Source organism: Nesterenkonia sp. E16_10 (genome assembly GCF_017347085.1).
GTDB lineage: Bacteria > Actinomycetota > Actinomycetes > Actinomycetales > Micrococcaceae > Nesterenkonia.
On record NZ_JADPSA010000019.1, the window covers coordinates 43,121 to 67,667 of the forward strand.

22 protein-coding genes are annotated in these 24,547 nt (G+C 69.4%); 5 read left to right on the forward strand and 17 right to left on the reverse strand.

What is annotated here, in order from left to right:
• Positions 1 to 38: 38 nt before the first annotated feature.
• Complete coding sequence (locus I2487_RS06085; RefSeq protein ID WP_207173020.1) at positions 39 to 1,292, forward strand: serine hydrolase; 1,254 nt, start codon at positions 39 to 41, stop codon at positions 1,290 to 1,292.
• A 90-nt stretch (positions 1,293 to 1,382) separates the two neighbouring features.
• On the opposite strand, the gene der is transcribed toward I2487_RS06085, so the two are convergent.
• The 9 genes from der to I2487_RS06130 all read right to left on the reverse strand — a co-directional run bounded on the left by der (position 1,383) and on the right by I2487_RS06130 (position 11,175).
• Positions 1,383 to 2,879 (reverse strand): ribosome biogenesis GTPase Der, encoded by a 1,497-nt coding sequence (gene der / locus I2487_RS06090; RefSeq protein ID WP_345941346.1) that lies wholly within the window; start codon positions 2,877 to 2,879, stop codon positions 1,383 to 1,385.
• Between the two features lie 28 nt (positions 2,880 to 2,907).
• Positions 2,908 to 3,645 (reverse strand): (d)CMP kinase, encoded by a 738-nt coding sequence (cmk, locus tag I2487_RS06095; protein WP_207171095.1) that lies wholly within the window; start codon positions 3,643 to 3,645, stop codon positions 2,908 to 2,910.
• Positions 3,624 to 4,790: a prephenate dehydrogenase gene (locus I2487_RS06100; RefSeq protein ID WP_207171094.1), complete on the reverse strand. Its 1,167-nt coding sequence runs from the start codon at positions 4,788 to 4,790 to the stop codon at positions 3,624 to 3,626. The genes cmk and I2487_RS06100 overlap by 22 nt, the downstream gene beginning before the upstream one ends.
• Positions 4,787 to 5,785 carry a pseudouridine synthase gene (locus I2487_RS06105; RefSeq protein WP_255545991.1) on the reverse strand — a complete coding sequence of 333 codons (999 nt, stop codon included), beginning with the start codon at positions 5,783 to 5,785 and terminating at the stop codon, positions 4,787 to 4,789. The genes I2487_RS06100 and I2487_RS06105 overlap by 4 nt, the downstream gene beginning before the upstream one ends.
• Before the next feature lie 40 nt (positions 5,786 to 5,825).
• Positions 5,826 to 6,401 (reverse strand): SMC-Scp complex subunit ScpB, encoded by a 576-nt coding sequence (scpB, locus tag I2487_RS06110; RefSeq protein ID WP_207171092.1) that lies wholly within the window; start codon positions 6,399 to 6,401, stop codon positions 5,826 to 5,828.
• Positions 6,394 to 7,332 (reverse strand): segregation and condensation protein A, encoded by a 939-nt coding sequence (locus I2487_RS06115; RefSeq protein ID WP_345941345.1) that lies wholly within the window; start codon positions 7,330 to 7,332, stop codon positions 6,394 to 6,396. The genes scpB and I2487_RS06115 overlap by 8 nt, the downstream gene beginning before the upstream one ends.
• On the reverse strand, positions 7,332 to 8,168 hold the full coding sequence (locus tag I2487_RS06120) for a ParA family protein (RefSeq protein WP_243832257.1): 837 nt from the start codon (positions 8,166 to 8,168) through the stop codon (positions 7,332 to 7,334). Before I2487_RS06120 ends, I2487_RS06115 begins: the two co-directional genes overlap by 1 nt.
• 273 nt (positions 8,169 to 8,441) lie before the next feature.
• A complete protein-coding gene (locus tag I2487_RS06125) occupies positions 8,442 to 9,074 on the reverse strand; it encodes a trimeric intracellular cation channel family protein (protein WP_207171091.1) in 633 nt (210 codons plus the stop codon).
• 103 nt (positions 9,075 to 9,177) lie between these two features.
• A complete protein-coding gene (locus tag I2487_RS06130; protein ID WP_207171090.1) occupies positions 9,178 to 11,175 on the reverse strand; it encodes an AMP-binding protein in 1,998 nt (665 codons plus the stop codon).
• Positions 11,176 to 11,331: 156 nt separating this feature from the next.
• Between I2487_RS06130 and I2487_RS06135 the strand changes: the two genes are divergently transcribed.
• The 4 genes from I2487_RS06135 to I2487_RS06150 are packed head-to-tail and all read left to right on the forward strand — an operon-like array spanning position 11,332 to position 15,685.
• Entirely contained in the window at positions 11,332 to 12,057 is a 726-nt protein-coding gene (locus tag I2487_RS06135; RefSeq protein ID WP_207171089.1) for a GntR family transcriptional regulator, read from the forward strand.
• A 25-nt stretch (positions 12,058 to 12,082) separates the two neighbouring features.
• The gene (locus tag I2487_RS06140; protein WP_207171088.1) at positions 12,083 to 13,600 is read left to right on the forward strand and encodes an MmgE/PrpD family protein; all 1,518 of its coding nucleotides are present in this window, start codon (positions 12,083 to 12,085) and stop codon (positions 13,598 to 13,600) included.
• Between the two features lie 3 nt (positions 13,601 to 13,603).
• Complete coding sequence (gene prpB / locus I2487_RS06145) at positions 13,604 to 14,521, forward strand: methylisocitrate lyase (RefSeq protein ID WP_207171087.1); 918 nt, start codon at positions 13,604 to 13,606, stop codon at positions 14,519 to 14,521.
• A 30-nt stretch (positions 14,522 to 14,551) separates the two neighbouring features.
• Positions 14,552 to 15,685, forward strand: a complete 1,134-nt coding sequence (locus I2487_RS06150; RefSeq protein WP_207171086.1) for a bifunctional 2-methylcitrate synthase/citrate synthase — start codon at positions 14,552 to 14,554, stop codon at positions 15,683 to 15,685.
• A gap of 125 nt (positions 15,686 to 15,810) precedes the next feature.
• Here I2487_RS06150 and I2487_RS06155 read toward each other — a convergent pair whose 3' ends face one another.
• From I2487_RS06155 to I2487_RS06190, 8 genes are read right to left on the reverse strand one after another with little or no spacing between them, the layout of a single operon-like run.
• Positions 15,811 to 16,899, reverse strand: coding sequence for a site-specific tyrosine recombinase (locus I2487_RS06155; RefSeq protein WP_207171085.1), 1,089 nt, complete (start codon positions 16,897 to 16,899; stop codon positions 15,811 to 15,813).
• Between the two features lie 4 nt (positions 16,900 to 16,903).
• Positions 16,904 to 18,607: a CTP synthase gene (gene pyrG, locus I2487_RS06160; RefSeq protein WP_207171153.1), complete on the reverse strand. Its 1,704-nt coding sequence runs from the start codon at positions 18,605 to 18,607 to the stop codon at positions 16,904 to 16,906.
• 35 nt (positions 18,608 to 18,642) lie between these two features.
• Complete coding sequence (locus tag I2487_RS06165; RefSeq protein WP_207171084.1) at positions 18,643 to 20,523, reverse strand: DNA repair protein RecN; 1,881 nt, start codon at positions 20,521 to 20,523, stop codon at positions 18,643 to 18,645.
• Positions 20,520 to 21,488, reverse strand: a complete 969-nt coding sequence (locus I2487_RS06170; RefSeq protein WP_207171083.1) for an NAD kinase — start codon at positions 21,486 to 21,488, stop codon at positions 20,520 to 20,522. Before I2487_RS06170 ends, I2487_RS06165 begins: the two co-directional genes overlap by 4 nt.
• A 10-nt stretch (positions 21,489 to 21,498) precedes the next feature.
• Positions 21,499 to 22,308 (reverse strand): TlyA family RNA methyltransferase, encoded by an 810-nt coding sequence (locus tag I2487_RS06175; protein WP_207171082.1) that lies wholly within the window; start codon positions 22,306 to 22,308, stop codon positions 21,499 to 21,501.
• The gene (locus I2487_RS06180; protein WP_207171081.1) at positions 22,305 to 22,478 is read right to left on the reverse strand and encodes a hypothetical protein; all 174 of its coding nucleotides are present in this window, start codon (positions 22,476 to 22,478) and stop codon (positions 22,305 to 22,307) included. Before I2487_RS06180 ends, I2487_RS06175 begins: the two co-directional genes overlap by 4 nt.
• Positions 22,475 to 23,302 carry an HAD-IIA family hydrolase gene (locus I2487_RS06185; RefSeq protein ID WP_207171080.1) on the reverse strand — a complete coding sequence of 276 codons (828 nt, stop codon included), beginning with the start codon at positions 23,300 to 23,302 and terminating at the stop codon, positions 22,475 to 22,477. Before I2487_RS06185 ends, I2487_RS06180 begins: the two co-directional genes overlap by 4 nt.
• Complete coding sequence (locus I2487_RS06190; protein WP_207171079.1) at positions 23,299 to 24,147, reverse strand: tetratricopeptide repeat protein; 849 nt, start codon at positions 24,145 to 24,147, stop codon at positions 23,299 to 23,301. The genes I2487_RS06185 and I2487_RS06190 overlap by 4 nt, the downstream gene beginning before the upstream one ends.
• Positions 24,148 to 24,547: the final 400 nt, after the last annotated feature.

Sequence of the window (24,547 nt, forward strand, 5' to 3'; positions counted from 1 at the left end):
GGCACCGAGCCCTCGGGCTTGTCACTGCCACGCTCCTGATGACCGCCTGCAGCCCTGCCGTCTTCCACCCTGCGCCGGCTCATGAGACCGCCGGGCAGGCCGAACAGACCCAGCAGACCGAGCAGCCTGAGCCGACCAAGCATGCAGACCAGCACGGGGAGGATACGGAGGATGCGGCCCCGCTGCCGGCGCTCGCCGCAGAGGTGCAGAGCGCCAGGGAGTCCCAGCGCGAAGCGGCGGCCGAGGGCGCGTCTGCCCTGGAGGCCGCGCACCAGCAGCACCAGGCGGAGCTTGCCGCCGAAGAGGCGCGGCTTGCAGCGGAACAGGCCGAGGCCGAGGCGGAGATCGAGCGGCAGCGCCTGCAGGATCAGGCCGCTCAGGAGGAATCTCAGGATCAGGACGGGTCGAGCGAGGAGCCCGAGGACGACGCCGAGGCTGAGGCACCGACGGATGGGAGCACGCCCGCCGAGCCCGCCCCTGACGATACCGAAGAAGCAGACACCGCCGAGGAGGATGCTGGCGAAGAGGGTTCCAGCCCGAGCACGCCCTCCGCCGAAGAACCCTCCCCCGATGAGTCCGAGCCGGTCCGGCCCGAGGCTCCCACCGATGCCCCCAGCTTCACCGGTGATCTCGACGACTACCTGGAGCAGCTCGCCGCCCACTACCCTGGCGACATCTCGATCAGCGTGGCAGAGCTCGGCGGCGAGGGCCGCACCGGTTCCACCGCAGGCGGAGAATCCCGGGTCAGCGCCAGCACCTATAAGGTCTTCGTCGCGTACGGGATCCTTGATCGGGTCGAATCAGGCGAGATGGACTGGGATGACCCGATCGACGGCGGTCGCGATCGCGCCACCTGCTTCGCCGATATGATCTCGGTCAGCGACAATCCCTGCGCGGATGTCTTCCGCGAGGAGCTCGGCTGGGAAGCGCTGCGTGACATCGCCGCGGAGACCGGCGGCCCGGCCACGGACTTCATCCCGGCCTATGCTCGCACCTCCGTCAACGACCTCACCGCGTTCATGACCCGGCTGGAGTCCGGTGCGCTGGGCATCAGCGAAGCCAGCCGGTCGCGCCTGCTGGGCGCGCTGGAGTCCAACATCTTCCGCGAGGGCATCGCCGCCGGCAGCACCGGAGCGGTGCTGAACAAGGTGGGCTTCATCGATGGCTACTTCAACGACACCGCGATCGTGCGACACCCACAGGGCCGCTACGTCATGAGCATCATGTCCGAGGGATCGGACTGGAACGCGATCGCCAGCATCACCCGTGACATCGAGGCCGCCCTCTACTGACTGCTCCAGCAACACTGAATGATCCAGCAGCGGGCGACCTCGTCCTAGGACCGATGCGTCCCGCAGGCTAGGCTTGCGAAACCCTGTGGCCTACTTGCGCTTGCGCTTCTCGCGCACGCGCATGGACACCTCGATCGGTGAGCCGGTGAAGTCGAAGGTCTCACGCAGCCGACGGGTGATGTAGCGCCGGTAGCCCGGATCCAGGAAGCCGGTGGTGAAGAGCACGAAGCGCGGGGGCTTCGTGGAGGGCTGGGTGGCGAAGAGGATCCGGGGCTGCTTGCCGCCGCGGACCGGGTGCGGATGGGCCGCGACCAGTTCACCGAGGAAGGCGTTGAGCCGTCCGGTGGAGATGCGTCGGCCCCAGCTGGTCAGCGCGGTGTCCAGCGCCGGGGCGAGCTTGTCCTTATGCCATCCGGTCAGCGCGGACACGTTGACCCGCGGGGCCCAGGCGATATGCGCCAGGTCTCGGGTGACCTCACGTTCGAGGTAGTAGCGGCGCTCCTCGTCCATCAGGTCCCATTTGTTGTAGGCCACCACCAGGGCGCGGCCGGAGTCCACGGCCATCTGGATGATGCGCACATCCTGCTCGGAGACCGGCTCCTCCACCGAGAGCAGCACCACCGCGACCTCGGCCTTGTCCAGCGCGCGCTGGGTGCGCAGCATCGCGTAGTACTCGGAGCCTGAGGCCATGTGCTGACGACGCCGGATGCCGGCGGTGTCCACGAAGCGCCAGGTCTCTCCGCCGAGTTCGATGAACTCATCCACCGGGTCCATGGTGGTGCCGGCCACGGAGTCCACGACCACGCGCTCGGAGCCTGCCAGCTTGTTCAACAGCGAGGACTTGCCCACATTGGGCCGTCCCACCAGCGCCACGCGGCGCGGACCGCCGGTGGGGATCATCCCGCCATGCTCGGCGAACTCCGGCAGGGCCTTCACGGCGGCGTCGAGCAGGTCACCGGTGCCGGTGCCGTGCAGCGCCGAGACCGGGTAGGGCTCGCCGAGTCCGAGGTTCCAGAGCGCGTAGACCTCGCTCATGTGTGAGGGAGCGTCGACCTTATTGGCGACCAGAAGCACCGGCTTCTTCTTGCGCCGCAGCATCCGCACCACGGCTTCGTCCACGGCGGTGGCCCCGACGAGCCCGTCGACCACGAAGATCACGGCGTCGGCCTCGTCCACGGCCATCTCGGCCTGTTCGGCGACTCGCTTGTGCATTCCGCGGGCGTCCTGCTCCCAGCCGCCGGTGTCGACCAGGGTGAAGTCCTTGCCGTTCCACTCCGCGTCATAGGAGACCCGGTCGCGGGTCACGCCGGGCACGTCTTCGACCACGGCCTCCTTGGAGCGGGTGATCCGGTTGACCAGCGTGGACTTGCCCACGTTGGGGCGCCCGATCACGGCCAGGGCCGGCGGGGCCGCGACGTAGGGCTCGTAGTCCTCGTCGTCCTCGTCGTAGTCCAGGACCGCGGCGTCTTCCTCGGCCAGCTCATAGTCGGAGAGTCCGGCGCGCAGCGCGACGGCGCGCGCCTCGGCCTCCTCCTCGGTGATGGAGGCCAGCCGTTCGGCCAACCGGTCGTCCTCGACGGCCGGAATGTATTCCGGGGACTCGGAGGTGTTGTTCTCAGCGTGATTCGCCACGGGATGCTCCTGCAGATGGGATCGAGAGTGGTTCGGCGGAGGCCTGTTCCACGCGCTGGATCAGCGCGTCGATGGTCTCCTGAAAGGTCAGGTCCGAGGAGTCCAGCACGGCGACGCCGTCGGCCGCCTCGGTGAAGTTCGATGCGGTGGAATCCCGGGCGTCGCGGGCGATCACCTGGCGGTGCAGCGCCTCGGCGGTCTCGGTGCCGCCCAGCTGCAGGCCGCGGCGACGCAGCCGGGCCTCGGCGGAGGCGGTGAGCAGCACGCGCACCTGCGCGTCGGGGGCCACCACGGTGGTGATGTCACGACCCTCGGCCACGATGAAGCCGGAGTCGTCGATGATCCGGCGCTGGGCCGCGATCAGCAGCGCACGGGCCGCGCGGTTGGTCGCGATCTCGGAGACCCGCTCGGAGATCCGGGTCTCGCGGATCGCCGCGGTGACGTCGCTCTGCCCGACGGTGATGGTCTGGTGCTCGGGGTCGGTGGAGATGGTCAGCGGCAGCTCCCCCACGGCCACGGCCACCGCTCGCTCGTCGGCCAGGTCGATCCCCTGGGACAGGGCGTACCAGGTGGCGGCGCGGTACATCGCCCCGGTGTCCAGGTAGGCCGCACCGAGCTGGCTGGCCACCGCACGGCAGACGCTGGACTTCCCGGACCCCGAGGGTCCGTCCACTGCAATGATCAGGCGCTGTCTTGAATTCACGAGAGCACTACCTTCCATCCAAATTCCGTCATGGCCTCGGCGAGCTCATCGCGCCGGCCAGGCAGCACGGAGAGCTCGACCATGCCGACCTGGTGGCCGGCGGAGTGCTCCATGCGCAGGTCTTCGACGTTGACCCCGACGGTGGCCACATCATTGAGCACCGCGGCGATCTGTCCGGGCTTGTCGTCGACGATCACGGTGAGCACCGCGAAGGACTGCGGCGGGGCGCCGTGCTTGCCGGGCACCCGGGTGACCCCGGAGTTGCCCTCGGCGATCAGCTGGGCGATGTCGGCCTGCCCGCCTGGGGCCCGCGGAGCTTCCAGGGTGTTGATCAGGCGTTCCATGTCGGCGCGGAGTCCGTAGAGGATCTCCACCACCGGCCGGGCGTTGGAGGAGAGGATCTGCACCCACAGCCCTGGGTCGGAGGCCGCGATCCGGGTGACGTCGCGCAGCCCGTTGCCGGCCAGTGCGAGCGCCGAGACCGGCGCATCCTGCAGCCGGGAGGCCACCAGGGAGGCGGCGATCTGCGGCAGGTGAGAGATCAGGGCCACGGATTCGTCATGCCGGGCAGGGTCCATCTGGTGCACCGTGGCGCCGAGCCGGCGTCCGACCTCACCGGCCCATTCCACGGCCTCGGGGGCGGAGAGCTGGTCTCCGGTATCCGGGTCCACCGCGGGGCAGATCACCCAGGGCATGGAGGTGAAGAGCTCGCCGCGGGCGGCCACGGGTCCGGACTTCTCCCGGCCCGCCATCGGGTGGGTGCCGACATAACGGCTCAGATCGGCCCGGGTCAGCGAGCCGGAATCCTCCCGGGTGCGGTCCAGCAGCAGGCTGAGGATCTCGGACTTGGTGGAGGCGATGTCGAGCACGACGGCCTCGGGGAACCGGATCAGGGCGGCGGCGACCTCGGCAGCGGTGGCCTCCGGGGGCGCGGCGACGATGACGATCTCCGGGTCGCTCCCCTCAGGGGCCTGCTCCTGGATGATCCCGGCGCCGATGTCGGCAGCGATGGCCTGGGCGGTGGCCGAGGGGTCCGAGAGCAGCACCTGATGCCCGTCCGCGCGCAGGCCGAGCCCGATGCTGGTGCCGAGCAGACCGGTGCCACGGATCAGCACCGTGGGAGTCTGGCGCACACTGGCCGGTGTGGCGGTGAGCAGGTTCATCGCGGGCCGTCCCCGGTGTCGCTGCTGCTGGAGTCATTGCTGCCATCGCTGCCGCCGGTGTCGCGGCTGGTCAGCTCGAGCAGGTGGCCGAGCTCGAGCCGGCCCAGCGGGCGCACGGTGCCCTGCTGCTGGTTGCCGATCGTGATCTCGCCCAGCGCGGTGCGCACCAGGCGCAGCACCGGGTGCCCGACGTGATCGAAGATCCGGCGCACGATCCGGTTGCGTCCGGAGTGCAGGGTCACCTGGATCATGGTGCGTCGGCCGTCGCTGCCCAGCTGCCGGTAGTCGTCCACCGCGATGGGCCCGTCCTCCAGCTCGATCCCGGCGCGCAGCTTCTTGCCGACCTCCTTGTACACCGGTCCGGCGACCTCGACTACGTAGGTCTTGGGCACCTCGTAGGAGGGGTGGGTGAGCCTATTGGCCAGCTCGCCGTCGTTGGTCAGCAGCAGCAGGCCCTCGGTCTCGGCGTCGAGCCGTCCGACGTGGAAGAGCCGGGCGGCCTGCATCTCCTCGGTGAGGTAGTCGTTGATGCAGGGGCGGCCGTGCGGGTCGGACATGGTGGTGACCACGCCGGTGGGCTTGTTGAACATCACGTACTGGTGTTCGACGCTGAGCTGGATCCGCACGCCGTCGACGTGGATGGTCACGTCCTCGGGCTGCACGCGGATGCCCGGTTCGATGATGACCTTGCCGTCCACCGCGACCCGACCCTCGGAGATCAGGGCCTCGCAGACCCGCCGGGAGGCGACGCCGGCCTGGGCCAGGACCTTCTGCAGCCGGACGCCTTCGGGGTCGTGGACCGCGGTGAAGTTCTCCTCGGCCTCGTCGCGGCGGGGCTTGGCCCGGCTGGGACCGGTGGAGATCATCCGCTGCGGGTCCTCGGAGGAGAACGGTCCCCCGGACTGACCGGCCTTCGGGGTGCGGGCTGCCGTGGCAGCGCGTGGCTCCCGCCGCTGCGCCTCGCGCGCGCGGCGGTCTGGGCCCGAAGAATTCATGGTCTCCATTCTATGGGGAGTGTCCAATCGGTTCGGCCACTCAGCCCTGCGGGCCCAGCTCCTCGGCGGCTTCGATGCCGGGCAGGTGTGGGGAGAGCTGGGGAAGCTCCTGCACGGAGTTGATCCCGAGGCGTTCCAGCAGGTCAGCGGTGGTGATATACAGGGTCGCTCCGGTGAGCGGATCGGTCCCGGCGGTGTCCACCAGGCCGCGGGTGACCAGAGTGCGCACCACCCCGTCGACATTGACCCCGCGGATCGCGGCGACCTGGGAGCGGGCCACCGGCTGCCGGTAGGCGATCACGGCCAGGGTCTCGAGCGCGGCCTGGGAGAGCCGGGTGGTGGCTCCGCCGAGGACGAAGGCGGAGACCTGATCGGCGTGCTCGGCGCGGGAGTAGTACCGGTATCCCCCGGCGATCTCGCGCAGCTCATAGCCGCGCCGCCGGGAGCCCTCGCTGATCCCGTCGAGGTCCAGTCGGAGCGCGTCGAGCACCGCGACGACCTGGTGTTCGGGGATCTCGAGCACCTGGGCCAGCTCCCCGGCGGTGACCGGGTCCTCGGTGATCATCAGCACCGCCTCCGCGGCGGCGAGCAGGTCCTCGCTGATCGGCTCAGCCATGATCGGCGTCCTCCGTCTCGGGGGCTGGTCTCGGGGGCGTCGCGGGCTCCGGCTCGGCCCATTCTGCGGCCGCCCGGTCCAGCGCGGCGATCTCACCGCTGGCGGGCCCGGACCACAGGACGCGCAGCTCGCCCAGCGGCGCGTCCTGTTCGAACTCGACGTCGCGGTCGCGGTAGAGCTCCAGCAGCCCCAGGAACCGCACGACGACGACGAGCCGGCTCTCGGACTCGCGGATCAGCTCGGTGAAGCTGGCCGCCCCGGCCTCGCGCAGCAGCGCGGTCATCACCGCCATCTCGGCCCGGATGTCCACCGTCTGGGAGTGCAGGTGCTCGAACCGGATATGGTCCGGCTCCAGGGCCGGACGGGCGAAGGCGCGCTCGGCGATGGTCTTCAGGTCCTCCGGGGTGGTCTTGAAGACCAGCTCCGGGAGCAGCTGGGCCAGCTCGGGGTGGGTCCCGGGCCGGCGTGGGAAGCGGTCCGAGTGCGCCCGGATCTGCTCGGCGATGTGTCCGGCGATGTGTTTGAACGCCCGGTACTGCAGCAGGCGGGCGAAGAGCAGGTCGCGGGCCTCCAGGGCGGCGATGTCCTCCTGGGACTCGACCTCCCCGCCGGGCAGCAGCTGGGCCGCCTTGAGGTCCAGCAGCGTGGCGGCGATCAGGATGAAGTTCGAGGACTCATCCAGCGCCTGATGGTGTGAGAGACCGCGCACATAGCCGATGAACTCGTCGGTCACCGCGGCGAGCGCCACCGCGGTGACGTCCATCTCGCGCTTGGCGATCAGGCCCAGCAGCAAATCGAAGGGGCCGTCGAAGTTCGTCAGGGAGACGGTGAATCCGGGGGAATCGCGCCGGGAATCGGTCCCGAGCTGCTCCAGGCCCCCGGCTGCGTCGGCATCTGGACGCGCCGCGGCGCCCGCTGCCGGCTGCGCCACTAGGGCGATCCACCTCGAAGGATCAGCTCGCGGGCCAGCTGCCGGTAGGCCTTGGCGCCCTCGTGCTTATGCGCGTAGGCGGTGATCGGCTCCGCGGCCACGGTGGCGTCGGGGAACTTCACCGAGCGTTTGATGACGGTCTCGAAGACCTTCTCGCCGAAGGCCTCGACGATCCTGGCGATGACCTCCCGGGCATGCAGGGTGCGCAGGTCCACCATGGTGACCACCACGCCGTCGATCTCCAGGTCCGGGTTCAGCCGGTCCTGGACCTTCTCGATGGTGTCCACCAGCAGCGCCACGGCGCGCAGCGCGAAGTACTCGGCCTCCAGCGGGATGACCACGCCGTGGGCGGCGGTCAGCGCGTTGACGGTGAGCAGACCCAGCGAGGGCTGGCAGTCGATGATGATGACGTCGTAGTCGTTGCGGACCTGGCGCAGCGCACGATCCAGGACCTGTTCGCGGGCCACCTCGTTGACCAGCTGCACCTCGGCGGCGGAGAGGTCAATGTTGGCCGGGAGCAGGTCGATGTTCTCCACGTGGGTGGACACGATCGCGTCGCGGGTCTTGACCTCGCGCTCCATGAGCACGTTGTAGACCGTCGTCTCCAGCTCATGCGGGCTGGTGCCGAAGCCGGCGGAGAGTGCGCCCTGCGGGTCGAAGTCCACCATCAGCACGCGGCGGCCGTATTCGGCCAGCGCGGCGCCCAGGTTGATCGCGGAGGTGGTCTTGCCGACTCCGCCCTTCTGGTTGACCATCGCGATGACGCGCGCGGGCCCATGGCTGCTCAGCGGGGCGGGCTCGGCGAAGTCATGCTTCGGCCGACCGGTGGGGCCCATGATCGCGTCGCCGTAGATGGTGAAGAGTTCGGTCGGCTGGTCGGCCTGCGACGCGTTGACCTCCCGGTCAGGCGTTTCGCCCATCCGGGCACCCGGCTCGCTCACGTGATCCCTCATCTTCCTCCTGCGGACAACAACTTATCCAGGTTACCCCGTGTCCTGAGCCAGGCAAGATGCGCGGGCGAAGTAGCACTCGAAGGTTCACCGCACGGCCGGCTCAGGCGTCGGGACACGCCGCGGGACAGGCCTTCGGGCAGACGCCGGGTCAGGCGCTCAGGCCGCGCCGCCTCCGGAGCGGCGTCCGGCCAGCGGCACCCGCCAGCCGCGCCTGAGCGAGATCATCCGCAGCGTGAAGACCAGGCTGGAGACCACCAGTCCGGCCCAGATCAGCGGCAGCTCGTAGCTGAGCACGATCACCATGAGCCCGGCTCCGAACATGGCCGGCACGGCGTAGACCCCGCGCGGGTTGAAGATCTGCGGGGTCTCATTGGCCACCACGTCGCGCATCGCGCCGCCGCCGACCGCGGTGGTCACCCCCAGCAGCACGCAGGCGATCTCGTTGAGCCCGGCGTTGAACGCGATCACCGTTCCGGTGAGGCAGAACAGCGAGAGGCCGACGGCGTCGAAGACCAGCAGCGTCCGGCGCAGCCGGGTCTCGTGGAGCAGCCCGGTGAGCACCAGGATCACCGCGAGGAGCACCGGGGCCAGGTAGATCGGCTGCAGGAAGGCGGCCGGGGGTCCCTGGCCGATGATGATGTCCCGGGTGACCCCGCCGCCGAGTCCGGCCATGGAGGCCAGCAGCAGCGAACCCACGACGTCGAAGCCCTTGCGGGCGGCGAGCAGCGCCCCGGAGACCGCGAAGGCGAAGGTGCCCAGCAGCTCCACCGCCAACAGCGCCAGGTCCATCGCTCTCCCTCTGCGTCAGCCGGTGAACAGCTGCGCGTGACACCTCCACGGCGCCCAGGCTGCGGAGACTCTCCCGGCGCGCGGTCACGCGCCGCCGACAAGCCTACCGCCGGGGCCGCAGCACCGGGATCAGATCATCGAGCACCGAGGCGTCCTCGATGGTGGAGGGCACCCGGGCCTGCTCGCCGTCGGCGATCTGTCGCATGGTCTTGCGCAGAATCTTGCCGGAGCGGGTCTTCGGCAGCGCGGCGACCACCGCGACCGTCTTGAAATCGGCCACCGGACCGATGTCCCGGCGCACCAGGGCGGTCAGCTCGGCCTGCAGCGTCTTCGGATCATCGGTGCGTCCGGACTTGAGCACCACGAAGCCAGAGGCGCGCTGGCCCTTGAGCTCATCCTGCAGCCCGATCACGGCGCATTCGGCGACCGCCGGGTGGGAGGCGACCACGGCTTCTATCGCTCCGGCCGAGAGCCGATGCCCGGCCACGTTGATCACGTCATCGGTGCGCCCCATCACGAAGAGGTAGCCCTCGGAATCCAGGTAGCCGGAGTCCCCGGTGGCGTAGAACCCGGGGAACGCCGCCAGGTAGGAGTCGATATAGCGCTGGTCATCACCCCAGAGCGTGGGCAGGGTGCCCGGGGGCATCGGCAGCCGCAGCGCGATGTTGCCCTCCTCCCCCGGTGGCAGCTCCTCGCCGGTGGCGTCGAGGATCACCACGTCGTAGCCGGCCATCGGCAGGGTGGCCGAGCCCTCCTTGACCGCGAGCGCCTCGATCCCCACCGGGTTGGCCGCGATCGGCCAGCCGGTCTCGGTCTGCCACCAGTTGTCGATCACCGGGACCTGCAGGGCCTCGGTGATCCAGCGCTGGGTGACCGGGTCCAACCGTTCCCCGGCGGCGTAGAGGTGCCGCAGCGAGGAGATGTCGTAGTCGGCGACCAGCGCGGCCTCCGGGTCGGTCTTGCGGATCGCGCGCAGCGCCGTGGGAGCGGTGAACAGCGCGGTGACCCGGTGCTGCTGGATCATCCTCCAGAACGCGCCGGCGTCCGGGGTGCCCACCGGTTTGCCCTCGTAGAGCACCGTGGTCGCCCCGACCAGCAGCGGCCCGTAGACGATGAAGGAATGCCCGACCACCCACCCGACGTCGGAGGCGGTGAACATGGTCTCCCCCGGGCCGACGTCGTAGATCGCCTGCATCGACCAGCTCAGCGCGACGGCGGTGCCGCCCTGGTCCCGGACCACACCCTTGGGTCGGCCGGTGGTCCCGGAGGTGTAGAGGATGTAGAGCGGGTCCGTGGCGCGCACCGTGACGGGGGCGGCGGGCTGCGCCTGGGCGGAGCGCGCGGCCCAGTCGTGCCATGCCGCGGTACGATCCGCACTCTCCGTGCTCGCCGCGCTCGCCTGGTCTGCCGCTGAATCTGCGGGAGCTGCGGAACCTGGGGCATCTGAGGCATCAGCGGAACCCGAGGCGAACTCCTGCAGGCCGTGGACGAAGCCCTCGCGCTCCTGGACCACCACGTGGCGGACCCGGTGTGTGGCCAGGCGCAGCGCCTCGGCCACGGTGGGCAGGTACTCGACCTTCCGGGTGGGCTCGATGCCTCCGGTGGCGGTGAGCAGCACATCCGGCGAGGCGTCGTCGATGCGGGAGGCGAGTTCCTTGGCGGCGAACCCGCCGAAGACCACCGAGTGCACCGCGCCGATCCGGGCACAGGCGAGCATCGCGATGGGGGCCTGCGGGATCATCGGCAGGTAGATGATGACTCGGTCCCCGGCGCCCACGCCGAGCTCGGTGAGCATCCCGGCACACTGGGCCACCTCGGCGGTGAGCTCCGCGTAGCTGTAGCGGTGCACGGTCCCGGTCACGGCGGAGTCATAGATCAGCGCGGTCTGGTCCCCGCGTCCGGCCTCCACGTGGCGGTCCAGGCAGTTGTAGCTCAGATTCAGCCTCGCGTCGGGGAACCAGCGGTAGATCGGCGCCGCGGAGTCATCCAGCGCGCGCTCCGGGGCGCGGTCCCAGTGGATCTGGTCGGCGGCGTCGAGCCAGAACTCCTCGCGCTCGGCCAGCGATCGGGCGTGCAGCTCGCGATAGGACGGACCGGTCATGGGAATGCTCCTGCTCATCGACGGGGAGGCGTGACACCTCCAAGGGTATGACCTGCCTCACAGAAGGTAAAGACCTATGTATACAGTTCTCTCGCGTTCACCGGATTTTCACCCGGATCACTGTCTGGAGTCCGCATCGCTGTATACAATGAAGGGATGCGTGCCAGTGATCGTGCCTACGACACCCTGCGTCAGGAGATCCTCGACGGGGTGCTGACCCCGGGGTCCCTGCTCGGCGAGGTCGAGCAGGCCGAGCGGCTCGGCCTCTCTCGCACCCCGCTGCGTGAGGCGCTGTCCCGGCTGATCGCCGACGGCCTCGCCAGCCAGACCCGAGGGCGCGGCACGGTGGTCAGCTCGATCTCGGTGGCAGACGTGGACCTGCTCTTCGAGCTCCGGCTTCCGCTGGAGGTCCAGTCGGCGCGGCTCGCGGCAGAACGCGGAGACCCGGCTCGGTTCACCGCGCTCGCGGACCGCTTCACCGCCGCGGAGCAGACGCTTCGCGCGCGGCAGCGCGAGCGGGATCCGGCCCAGGCTGACGAGCGCTACTACGCGCTCACCGAAGAGCTGGACGAGGCGGTCTCCGAGGCGGTGGCCAATCCCTACCTGAGTCTGGCCCTGCGCAGCATGCGCGCTCACCTGGTCCGGGCCCGCAGGCTGTCTCAGCACGCACCGGAACGGCTGGCGGCCTCGGCCCGGGAGCACCGCGAGGTGTGCGCCGCCATCGCCTCCGGGGACCCCGAGACCGCTGGCGCCGCGATGCTGATCCATCTGCGCCGCAGCCTCGCCTACATCACCGCCCAGCACGAGACCGCTCAGCACGAGACACCCCAGCACCAGACCGCCCAACACGCCACCGCACAACACAGCAGCACCGACGCCTGACACCGAATCGAGAGGAACCACCAGCATGATCACGCATAACGTACGGGTCTACCGCAGCGACGAGAACCTTCCCCGGGCCGACCAGCTCGCCTGGAAGATCGCCCAGGTCGCCGTCGACCCTGTGGAGGTGGATGCGGAGGTCACCGAGATGGTGATCAACCGGATCATCGACAATGCCTCGGTGGCGGTGGCCTCGCTGAACCGGGCCCCGATCATCGCCGCGCGCGCCCAGGCGCTGGACCATTCGGTCTCCGCCAACGGTTCCGGTGCCTCCATCTTCGGCATCGAGACGAAGACCAGCCCCGAGTGGGCCGCCTGGGCCAACGGTGTCGCGGTCCGCGAGCTGGATTATCACGACACCTTCCTGGCCGCCGAGTACTCCCACCCCGGGGACAACATCCCCGCCGTGCTGGCCGCGGCCCAGCACACCGGAGCCTCCGGTCCGGAGCTGATCCGCGGCATCGCCACCGGCTACGAGATCCAGGTGGACCTAGTCAAGGCGATCTCGCTGCACAAGCACAAGATCGACCATGTGGCGCACCTCGGACCCTCCGCCGCGGCCGGCATCGGCACCCTGCTCGATCTCGACGCCGAGACGATCTTCCAGGCCGTGGGCCAGGCGCTGCACACCACCACCGCGACCCGGCAGTCCCGCAAGGGCGAGATCTCCACCTGGAAGGCCCACGCGCCGGCCTTTGCGGCGAAGATGGCCGTGGAATCCGTGGACCGCGCGATGCGCGGGCAGACCTCCCCGGTACCGATCTACGAAGGCGAAGACGGAGTCATCGCCTGGCTGCTCGACGGCCCGGAGGCCTCCTACGAGGTCCCGCTGCCCGAGCGCGGAGAGTCCAAGCGCGCGATCCTGGACACCTATACCAAGGAGCACTCCGCGGAGTACCAGGCGCAGGCCTGGATCGATCTGGCTCGCCGGCTGCATCACGCCCACCCGCAGGTCACCGACCCTGCGCAGGTGGACTCGGTGCTGATCCGCACCAGCCATCACACCCACTACGTGATCGGCTCCGGAGCGAACGACCCGCAGAAGTACGATCCCACCGCCTCCCGCGAGACGCTGGACCACTCCATCCCCTATATCTTCACCGTGGCGCTGCAGGACGGCGCCTGGCACCACGTGGACTCCTACACCCCGGAGCGCGCCCAGCGCGAAGACACCGTCGCGCTCTGGCACAAGGTCACCACCGAGGAGGACCCGGAGTGGACCCGGCGGTACCACTCCACCGATATCGCGGAGAAGGCCTTCGGCGGGTCCGTGGAGATCCGGCTGCACACCGGCGAGGTGATCACCGATGAGATCGCCGTCGCCGACGCCCACCCGCTGGGCGCCAGGCCCTTCGCCCGGGAGCAGTACATCGCGAAGTTCCGCACCCTGGCGGAGGGCGTGATCGCCGAGGCGGAGATCGAGCGCTTCCTCGGCGCGGCCGAGGGCCTGGAGACGATCCCGGCCGGTCAGCTCGATCAGCTCAACATCTTCGCGGCCACCGGGGTCATCGACCTCCACGCCGCACCGAAGGGACTGTTCTAAGCCATGCTGTATTCCACCATCACCCCCGCGCAGAAGCGGATCGATCTGCGCGCCATGCTCACCCCCGGGGCGGCGCGCCAGTTCCCGGGCACCTTCACCCCGCTCTCGGCCCCGCTGATCGAACAGAAGGGCTTCGACGGGATCTACATCTCCGGCGCGGTCCTGGCCAACGAGCTGGGCCTGCCCGATATCGGACTGACCACGCTCAGCGAGGTCGCCCAGCGGGCCGGGCAGATCGCCCGGGCCACAAATCTGCCGGCCCTGGTCGACGCCGATACCGGATTCGGCGAACCGATGAACGTGGCGCGCTCGGTCCAGGAGCTCGAGGACGCCGGACTCGCGGGCTGCCATATCGAGGACCAGTTCAACCCCAAGCGCTGCGGACACCTGGACGGGAAGAACCTGGTGGACCTGGAGACCGCCACCAAGCGGGTGGCTGCGGCCGCCCGCGGACGCCGTGATGAGAACTTCCTGATCATGGCGCGCACCGACCTGCGCGCCGTCGAAGGTCTCGACGCCGCGATCGAGCGGGCCAAGGCCCTGGTCGACGCCGGAGCCGACGCGATCTTCCCGGAGGCGATGAAGGACCTCAGCGAGTTCGCCGCGGTCTGCGCCGCGGTGGATGTCCCTGTACTCGCGAACATGACCGAGTTCGGGAAGTCCCCGCTGTTCACCCGCGATCAGCTCGCCGAGACCGGGGTCGCCATGGTGATCTATCCGGTGACCTCGCTTCGCTCGGCCATGGGCGCGATCGAACGCACGCTGGACACCCTGGCCGCTGAAGGTTCCCAGGAGGCCGCAGTGGATCAGATGATGACCCGAGCACGGCTCTACGATCTGGTCGACTATGAGGGGTACAACGCCTTCGACACCGGGATCTTCAATTTCGACGTCCCTGACGTGCACGAGCTGAACACCTAGAGACCCCGCAATGACCCGAGGAGGTCACGCATGACCGAGCAGATCTATAAGGGACTGGCCGGTGTGGTCGCAGATCACACCGCCGTCTCGAAGGTGAACCCGGAATCGAACTCGCTGCTCTACCGGGGCTACCCGGTGCAGGAGCTGGCCGCGGCACTGTCCTTCGAGGAGGTGGCGCTGCTGCTCTGGAACGGCGAGCTGCCCAGCTCTGCGGAGAAGCAGGAGTTCCTCGACTTCGAACGCTCCCACCGCGCGCTGGACCCCCGGGTCCGCTCCGCGATCGACCTGCTGCCCCTGGACTGCCACCCGATGGACGTCGGGCGCACCGCGGTCTCGGTGCTCGGCGCGAACCACCCGCTCTCGGAGGACTCCTCACCAGAGGCGGAGCTGACCAAGGCCAAGGAGCTCTTCGCCGTCTTCCCGGCCGTGGTCGCCTATGACCAGCGTCGTCGGCGGGGCCTGGAGCTGGTCGAGCCGCGCCAGGATCTGGATTATTCACAGAACTTCCTCTGGATGACCTTCGGCGAGGAGGCCCCCGAGGAGGTGGTCGATGCCTTCCGGGTCTCGATGGTGCTCTACGCGGAGCACTCCTTCAACGCCTCCACCTTCACCGCCCGGGTGGTGACCTCCACCCTGGCGGACCTGCACTCGGCGGTCACCGCGGCGATCGGCGCGCTCAAGGGCCCGCTGCATGGCGGCGCCAACGAGGCGGTGATGCACACCTTCGAGGAGATCGGCATCGATCCGGCCGAGACCCGAGAGGACGCCGCGGCCCGGGCCAAAGCCTGGATGGAGCAGGCGCTTGCGGAGAAGCGCAAGGTGATGGGCTTCGGCCACCGGGTCTATAAGTCCGGGGACTCCCGGGTGCCGACCATGAAGCAGGCGCTGGACGCGATGGTGGAGTACTACGGCCGCGGGGAACTGATGGGCCTCTACGACGGGCTCGAGTCCGCGATGGGTGAGGCCAAGAACATCCTGCCGAATCTGGACTACCCCGCCGGGCCGACCTATCACCTGATGGGCTTCGACACCGAGATGTTCACCCCGCTGTTCATCGCCGCGCGGATCACCGGCTGGACGGCGCATATCGCCGAACAGCGCGCGAACAACGCGCTGATCCGTCCGCTGAGCGCCTATAACGGACCGGACGAGCGCCACCTCTGAGGGACCGCCTCGAGGAGCCCCCTCGAGGCACCCCCGTCCTGGGGCGCTAACGGGTGGAACGGTGCGCGAAACAGGCGTCATTCCACCCGTTGTCGCCCCACAGACGCCGTTCGTCGGGCGCGCGTCTAGCGGGCGCGCGGGTGGGCGGTGGCGTAGCTCTCCTGCAGCGCCTCGGCGGTGACCTTCGTGTAGATCTGCGTGGTGGTCACCGAGGCGTGGCCCAGCATCTCCTGGACCAGTCGGATCCCGGCGCCGCCTTCGAGCAGGTGGGTGGCGCAGGAATGGCGCAGCGTGTGCGGGGAGACCTCCTGGGTGATCTCCGCGGCGGCGGCGTGGGTCTGCAGCACGGTCCAGGCCGACTGCCGGGAGAGCCTGCCGCCGAGTTTGTTCAGGAACAGCCCGGGCGACGGCGCGCGGCCTCCGATCCGCGCGGCCAGGCCCGGCCGGCCGGCGGTGAGATAGTCGTTGATCGCCTGCTGGGCATAGCGCCCGACCGGGACCATCCGCTGCTTATCGCCCTTGCCGGTCACCCGCACGATCACCAGCCCATCTGTCCCGCCCGACCCATCCGTCCCGCCCGGCGCGGCTGGCGAGCCCGGCCCTGGGTCGGCGGCATCGACCGGTGCCGCGCGGATCTCGTGGATGTCATCGACGTCCAGGCTCACCGCCTCGGTGATCCGCGCGCCGGTGGCGTAGAGGAACTCCAGCAGCGCCCGATCCCGGCGGCCCAGCTCGGTGTCTCGGCTGGGCGCGTCGAGCAGGCGGGTCACCTCGTCCACGCTGAGCGCCTTGGGCAGGGACTGGCGCGGCTTGGGTGCGGCGACGTGTTTGGCCGGGTCGTGAGTGGTCCGGCCCTCCCCCGCCCAATACCGGTGTGCTCCGCGCACCGAGGCCAGCACTCGGGCCATCGAGCGCTGGGACAGGGCCGAGCCGCCGTCGTCGCCGGTGCTCAGCCGCTGCAGGAAGTCCGCGATCAGGGTCTCGTCGATTCCGCGCAGCGCGGTGATCTCGCGCTCGAGCAGGAAAGCCCCATAGCGCAGCAGGTCGTTGCGGTAGGACCTGAGCGTGTTCGCCGCAGACCCGCGCTCGATCCTCAGGTGGGTGAGGTAGTCCTCGATCTCGGCCCCCACAGACGAGGACGGCACCTCCGCGCGTCGTCGGAGGTGCCGTTCCCGTGCCGAATCAGGAGCGGCGGAACCGTCCTGGTCGGCCATGGCTCTAGCCGCGTCCGCCCTGGGCCAGCTGCCGATCCAGTCCTGCGCGGATCAGGCCGGCGAAGAGCGGGTGCGCGTTGGTCGGGCGGGATTTCAGCTCGGGGTGCGCCTGGGTGGAGACGTAGTACGGGTGCGTCTCCCGGGGCAGCTCCACGAACTCCACGAGCGTGCCGTCCGGGGAGGTGCCGGAGAAGACCAGCCCCGCCTCGGCGAGCTGCTCGCGGTAGGTGTTGTTGACCTCGTAGCGGTGCCGGTGCCGCTCGGTGATCTCGGTGCTGCCATAGGTCTCGGCGACCACGGAGCCCTCGATGAGCTTCGCCTCGTAGGAGCCCAGGCGCATGGTGCCGCCCAGATCCCCGGCGCCCTCGACGATGGCCTCCTGCTCGGCCATGGTGGCGATCACCGGGTAGGCCGTCTGCGGATCGAACTCGGTGGAGCTCGCCTCGCTCAGGCCCAGCACGTTGCGGGCGTATTCGATGACCATGGTCTGCAGCCCCAGGCACAGGCCCAGCGCCGGGATGCCGTGCACCCGGGCATGGCGCAGCGCGCCGATCTTGCCGTCGAGTCCGCGCACGCCGAAGCCGCCGGGCACGCAGATCGCGTCCACGCCGTCGAGCGCCTTGGCCGCGCCCTCCTCGGAGGCGCACAGGTCAGAGGCGACCCAGCGGATCTTGGTCTTGGTGCTGTGCGCGAAGCCGCCGGCGCGCAGCGCCTCGGTGACCGAGAGGTAGGCGTCGGGCAGGTCGATGTACTTGCCGACCAGTGCCACCTCGATCTCGTGGTCCGGGTTGTGCACCACGTTGAGCAGCTTGGACCACTTCGACCAGTCCACGTCCTTGAACTTCAGATCCAGCGCCTGGACCACGTAGGCGTCCATCGCCTGGCGGTGCAGGATCCGAGGGATGTCGTAGATGCTCGGGGCGTCGGCGCAGTTGATGACCGCGTCCTCGGCCACATCGCACATCCGCGAGATCTTGCCGCGGATCTCGGCGGGCAGCTCGCGGTCGCTGCGCAGCACGATCCCGTCGGGCTGGATGCCGATCGAGCGCAGCGCGGCCACCGAGTGCTGGGTGGGCTTGGTCTTGAGCTCCTGGCTGGGGCCGATGTAGGGCACCAGGGAGACGTGGAGGAAGAAGACGTTCTGCCGACCGATGTCCTGGCGGACCTGCCGGGCGGCTTCGAGGAACGGCTGGGACTCGATGTCTCCGACGGTGCCGCCGATCTCGGTGATGATCACATCCGGGGCGTCCTTGCCCTCGGCGGGCAGTCGCATCCGGCGCTTGATCTCGTTGGTGATGTGCGGGATCACCTGCACGGTGTCGCCGAGATAGTCGCCGCGGCGTTCCTTCTCGATGACCGTGGAGTAGATCTGCCCCGTGGTCACGTTGTTGAGCCCGTCGAGATTCTCATCGAGGAAACGCTCGTAGTGTCCGATGTCCAGGTCCGTCTCGGCGCCGTCTTCGGTGACGAAGACCTCACCGTGCTGGAACGGGTTCATCGTGCCGGGATCCACATTCAGATAGGGATCCAGCTTCTGCATGACCACGGAGAGGCCACGGGCCCGGAGCAGATGCCCCAGGGAGGAGGCGGTCAGACCCTTGCCGAGGGAGGAGACCACACCCCCTGTGACAAAGATCTGTCGACTAGTAGGGAGGCTGGTCTGGTTCCTGGAACTGTTTCTCTGCACCACGGAGTTCGATCCTAACAGTGAACGGGGGCTGAATGTAGTGCCACGGACGTGAGCTAGGGCGCAGCGGCTGCGCTGATCAGCTCCCGGGCGTGGGCGCGGGCCGATTCGGAGTCTTCCTGTCCTGCCAGCATCCGGGCCAGTTCGCTGACCCGCTGCTCCTCGTCCAGGGCGGTGACGTCGGAGGCGGTGAAGCCTCCGGAGGCTGAATCATCGCGCACCGAGGATTTGAAGACCCGGATATGGTTCTGCGCGTAGGCCGCGACCTGCGGCAGGTGGGTGACCACGATGACCTGGCGGTGCTTGGCGAGCATCGCGAGCCGGCGTCCGATCTGTACGGCCGCCTTGCCGCCCACCCCAGCGTCGACCTCGTCGAAGATGAAGGTCTCGGTCTCGGAGCCCTCGGCGAGGACCACCTCCAGGGCCAGCATCACCCGGGAGAGCTCACCTCCGGAGGCGCCCTTGCCCAGCGGCAGCGGATCGGCGCCCGGGTGCGGGGCCAGGAGCATCGCGACGGTGTCCGCGCCCTCGGGTCCCAGCTCGGCGGTCTCGGTGACCTCCAGGACCATCCGGGCCCGAGGCATGGCCAGCGCCGCGAGCTCTTCGCCGACGGCGGCTCCGAGCCGCTCTCCGGCCTCGGTCCGACGACGACGCAGCTCTCCGGCCTCGGTCCACAGCCGCCCCTGCAGCTCCTCGAGCTCGGCGCTGAGCTCTTCGATCCGGTCGGAGTCGGACTGCAGATTGTGCAGCCGGGCGCGGGCTTCCTGGGCCCAGAGCAGCACGGCGTCGATGTCGGGTCCGTAGAGCCGGATCAGTCGTTCAAGGTCGGCTCTGCGCTGGTGGACCGCGGCGAGGCGTTCCGGACCGGATTCATCCAGGTGCGCGGCGTAGATGCCCAGTTCGGAGGCGGCGTCGTTGAGCAGGCTGGAGACCGAGGAGATCTGTTCGGCGATCTCGCCGAGCTCCTGGTCCTGGTCGCGCACCGCGGCCAGGGAGGTGGCGGCGGATTCGACCAGTGCCACCGCGTGGGGCACGTCATCCAGCGCCTCGGCGGCATCGGGACCGGAGAGTGCCAGCTGGGCGGACCGGGCGGCCTCGCGCAGGCCCTCGACGTTCTCCAGCTTCAGCGACTCGGTCTTCAGCTCATGATCCTCCCCGGGCAGCGGCTCCACCGCGTCGATCTGTTCCAGGGCGAGCTGGAGCTGCTCGGCCTCCCGGCGTCGTTCACGCTCGTTGGTGGTGATCTCCTCGAGCTCGGCGACCTTCACCTGGTAGCCGGTGAAGCTCTGCTTGTACTCGGCGAGCCGCGCAGCGAATTCGGGTCCGGCGTAGCGGTCCAGGGCACGGCGCTGGGCGGCGGCGGAGCGCAGCCGCAGCTGGTCGCTCTGGCCGTGCACCGTGACCAGTGAGCTGCCGATCTCCCCGAGCAGCGCGATGGGCACATTGCGTCCGCTCACGCTGGCCCGGCTGCGACCCTTGGCGCTGAGCGTGCGCCCGAGCAGGATCTCGACCTCCCCCGGCTGATCCGCAAGGGTCGGATCCACCGCGTCTGACTGGTCTGCAGGGGTCTGATCGGCCGCGTCTGCGGGATCTGTGTCGCCGACTGTGCCTGCGGCCCTGGCTGTGCCTGCGCCGTCGGCTGCCTGCTCGGCGTGGGCGGTGGCTTCGGGGGTCTCCAGCCAGGCGCCGGCCTCGCGGGCGAGTCCCACGCAGCGGTGTGTGGCCGGCACGGTGATCCCGGCGTCCACCACGGCCTGCGGGGCGCCGGATCGGATGGCGGCGGCCTCGGCGCGAGCCCCGAGCAGCAGTCCCAGCGCGGTGACCACCATGGTCTTGCCGGCGCCGGTCTCACCGGTGACCACGTTGAGCCCGGCGTCGAGTGGGAGCTCGGCGTGTTCGATCACGCCGAGGTCGCGGATGGTGACGTAGTCGATCACCGCTTCGCCACCTCTCCGCGGTGGAACGCGTCGGGGGTCTCGACCTGGTTGGCCGGGTCCACGGGTCCGCGCCAGCCGCTGGTGGGCAGGTTGAACTTGTCGACGAGGCGTTCGGAGAAGGGGGTCTGGTGCACCCTGGCCAGCAGCACCGGTTCGGCGGAGCGGGTGACCTCCACCCGGGAGCCTGGGGGCAGCTCCATGAAGCGGCGGCCGTCGCACCAGAGCACGCCTTGTTCGTCCTCGCGCTGCAGGACCTCCACGGCCATGATGGAGTCGGGATCGGTCACCAGCGGGCGGGCGAACAGCGCGTGGGCGGAGATCGGCACCATCACCAGGGCCTGGACCTCGGGCCAGACCACCGGCCCGCCGGCGGAGAAGGCGTAGGCGGTGGAGCCGGTGGGAGTGGCCATGACCACCCCGTCGCAGCCGAAGGCGGAGACTGGCCTGCCGTCGATCTCGATGATGAGATCGATCATGCGTTCACGGGACTGTTTCTCGATGCTGGCCTCGTTGAGCGCCCAGCTGCTGCCCACGTGGCGTCCGGCGTGCCAGACCTGCACATCCAGCGCCATCCGGCGCTCCACGGTGTAGTTCTGGTCCACCACCCACTGCACGGAGGCGTCGAGTTCGGTGCGTTCGGATTCGGCGAGGAAGCCGACGTGGCCGAGGTTGACGCCCATCAGCGGCAGCCCGGATCCGCGGACCAGGTCTGCGGCGCGCAGGATGGACCCGTCCCCGCCGAGCACCATGCCGACCTCGCAGTCCGCCAGGGCGACCTCGCGTTCGGCCACGGCTAGCGGCACTTCGCGCAGCCGGTCTCCGATGACATGGTTCAAGGAGGCGATGTCCCGCTCCATCATCACGGGGCGCAGTCCGGCGCGGTGCAGCCGCTCGGCAACGGTGACCGCCGCCTCCACGGCGTCGCGCCGACCCGTGTGAGCGAGCAGCAGGATCTCTCTGGTCATGGAGCCTCCTTCAGTCGAACTCGACCGAGCCCAGCCTATCGCTCCTGAGCCGCTGCGCCTCGGCGGAGGCGGGCCCCGCATGTTCGCCCCGGCGCAGGTGCAGGAAGAACTCGACGTTTCCGTCCTGTCCTGGCAGGCCGGAGCGGTGGATCTCGATCAGCTGAAGCTGCTGGGCCTGCGCCGCGGTGAGCACTCCCTCGACGGCCTCACGGCGCAGCAGCGGGCTCGAGACCACCCCAGTGCGGCCCAGCCGCTCGCGGCCGATCTCGAACTGCGGCTTCACCATGAGCAGCAGGTCCGCTCCCTCGGCGGCCTGTGCGGCGAGGGCGGGAATCACCAGGCGCAGCGAGATGAAGGAGAGGTCTGCAACGATCAGCTCGAAGGGCTCCCCCAGGTCCCCCGGTCGGAGCCGGCGCAGGTTCAGACCCTCGTGGTTGCGCACCCGGGGGTCTGCGGCGAGCTGAGGGTGCAGCTGGTCGTGCCCGACGTCGACGGCGACCACCTCGCGGGCTCCGCGCTCGAGCAGCACCTGGGTGAAGCCGCCGGTCGAGGCCCCGGCGTCGAGACAGCGTCGGTCCCGCACGCCGATCTCCGGGGAGGCGGTGAGGACGCCGTCGAGCTTATGGGCCGAGCGGCTGACCCACGGGTCTTGCTGCGCGACCACGATGGGCTGGTGGGCCCTCACCGGGGTGGAGGCCTTGTGGATGACGGCTCCGTCCACGGTGACCTGTCCCTGGGCGATCAGTGCTCCGGCGCGAGTGCGGCTGGGGACCAGCCCTCGAGCGACCATGGCCTTGTCCAGCCGGAGTGCATCACTCATCGGCGGTCCTCCGCGGTCTGCTTGAGCCGCTGGTTCAGGTCCTGGACCAGGGCCTCCGCCTGGGCGATCTCGGTCTCGAGCTCCTCGAGGCTCAGCGTGGGCTCCTCGGGACTCTGCTGCTGGTCGTGCGGCTGCTGGTCGTGCTCCGGCTGCTGGTGCGGCACAGTCATGTCCCGGCGGGTTCCTGCAGCGACCGGTGTGACCCGTCGAAGAGCTGCCGGAGCTCCGTCAGGATCCAATCGGGCCGCATCGAGTCCCGGGCCTGCTCGGCCGCGGCCGCGGTGTCGATTCCGGTCAGCACCAGCGCGGTGTCGAAGCCGGCCCGGTTGCCTCCGAGGACGTCGGTGTCGAGCCGGTCTCCGATCACCAGGGGTCGCTGCATCTTCAGCGAGTCGGCCGCCTGGGTGAACATCACGGGCTCCGGTTTACCGGCCGCGGTGGGAGTCTGTCCGGTGGCGCGTCCCACGGCCTCGACCAGGGCGCCATTGCCGGGGGCGATCCCACGCTCACGGGGAATGCTGAGGTCCAGGTTGGTGGCGAACCACTGCGCGCCGTTGTTCACTGCGTAGGCGGCCTCCGCGAGCTCGGCCCAGCCCAGCATGGGATCAAAGCCCTGGATGACCGCGGCAGGATGATCCGCCGCAGACTCGGCGAGGCTGAATCCAGCCTCCTGAACCAGGGTGCGCAGGTACCGGCTGCCGGTGACCAGCACACTCGCGCCTGGCTCCAGGGCAGCACTGAGGAGGGCGATCCCTGCAGGGGCAGAGCCGAAGACCTCATGGGTCAGCGCAGGGATGCCCAGCTCGTTGAGATGGGTGGCGACCTGTTCCGCGGAGCGGGAGGCGTTGTTGGTGACGTATCCGCGAGGCACGCCCCGACTCACCAGCTGTTCCACCGCCTGTGCGGCCCCGGGGATCGCGTGAGGTCCGGCGTAGAGCACTCCGTCGAGATCGAAGAGCACTCCGTCATAGGAGTCCAGGAGACTCGGAGTCATCCACGTCCTCCGCGTCGGCGGTCCTGGTCCCGGCCCTGATCGCGACCCTTGGAACGGCCCAGGACGTCCTTGACCTTGGGCAGATCGGCAGGCTCATCGTCGAAGTCGAGGATCTCGGGATCCTCGAAGGCTCCGGAGCCCAGGGCGCGTTCCGCGGCGAAGGCCTGCTCGCGCCAGCGCTGGGCCTCCTCCTCGCGACCCACGGCCTCGAGGACTGCCGCGTAGGCGGTGAAGAGCCGGGGCGAGAAGCTGAAGGCGCGGTTGATGTCGAGCTCTGGAACCTCCAGCGCGGTCACGGCTGAGGCGTGGTCGCCCAGATCGGTGTAGGCCCCGGAGACGACCATGGCCATCTCGGCGCGCACCGGGCCGGTCAGTGCGGCCACCTCCTCGGACTGGGAGAGCTCGATGGCCTTCTCGGGGCGGCCAAGTCCGCGTTCGCAGTCGGCCAGGACCGGCAGGTGCGTCTGGTCTCCGCTGATCCGGCGGTAGGTGCGCAGTTCGCGCAGCGCCTCGGCGAAGTCCCCGGCGGCGTAGGCGGTCAGACCCACGGCTTCGCGGACGATGCCCAGGCGTCCGCCGCGGCGGGAGGCGGCGAGTGCGTGCTGGAACGCGAGCTCGGGGGCGATGTCGACCAGCCGGCCGGCCATCACCAGGTGCTTGGCCACCCAGGGGCGGTTCGTGTCGTCCAGGGTGCGCAGCTGCAGCAGGGCCGCCCGGTCCAGCTCTTTGCCGGTGACATCGTCGTCGATCTCCGGAGAACGCGTGCGATCCTCGCTGTTGGACCGACGGAGGTCGCGCGGGTTGCGCGGGGGCCTTGGGCGGTCGCCGTAGGACTCGTCATGCATAGGTTCTTGGTTCTCCTTGGATTACGTGCGCAGGGCCATCCCAGGATACCGCGTTCAGCGGCACCTACCATCTGGCAGCTGCTACGGGTGCGAAGCGCGGATCGCGCACGATCCGACAGGGCATTGAATGCGCCCTGAAACACAAAAAAGGCCGCACCGAAGAGTTCTCCGGGCGGCCGAATGAATGGACCACAAGCGATGCTTTGTTGATGGCGAACGCTCGCATTGTCGAGCAGCACGAGGTCGATCTGCTCAGGGCGATGACGCTGAGCTCAGCGCGATCATAAGTGCTCTGGATACAGGTCAAGCCCGGTCCCACACAGGGACCGGGCTTGAACCCTCTCTACCAAATAGTGTCCGGCGGCGACCTACTCTCCCACACACTCCAGTGTGCAGTACC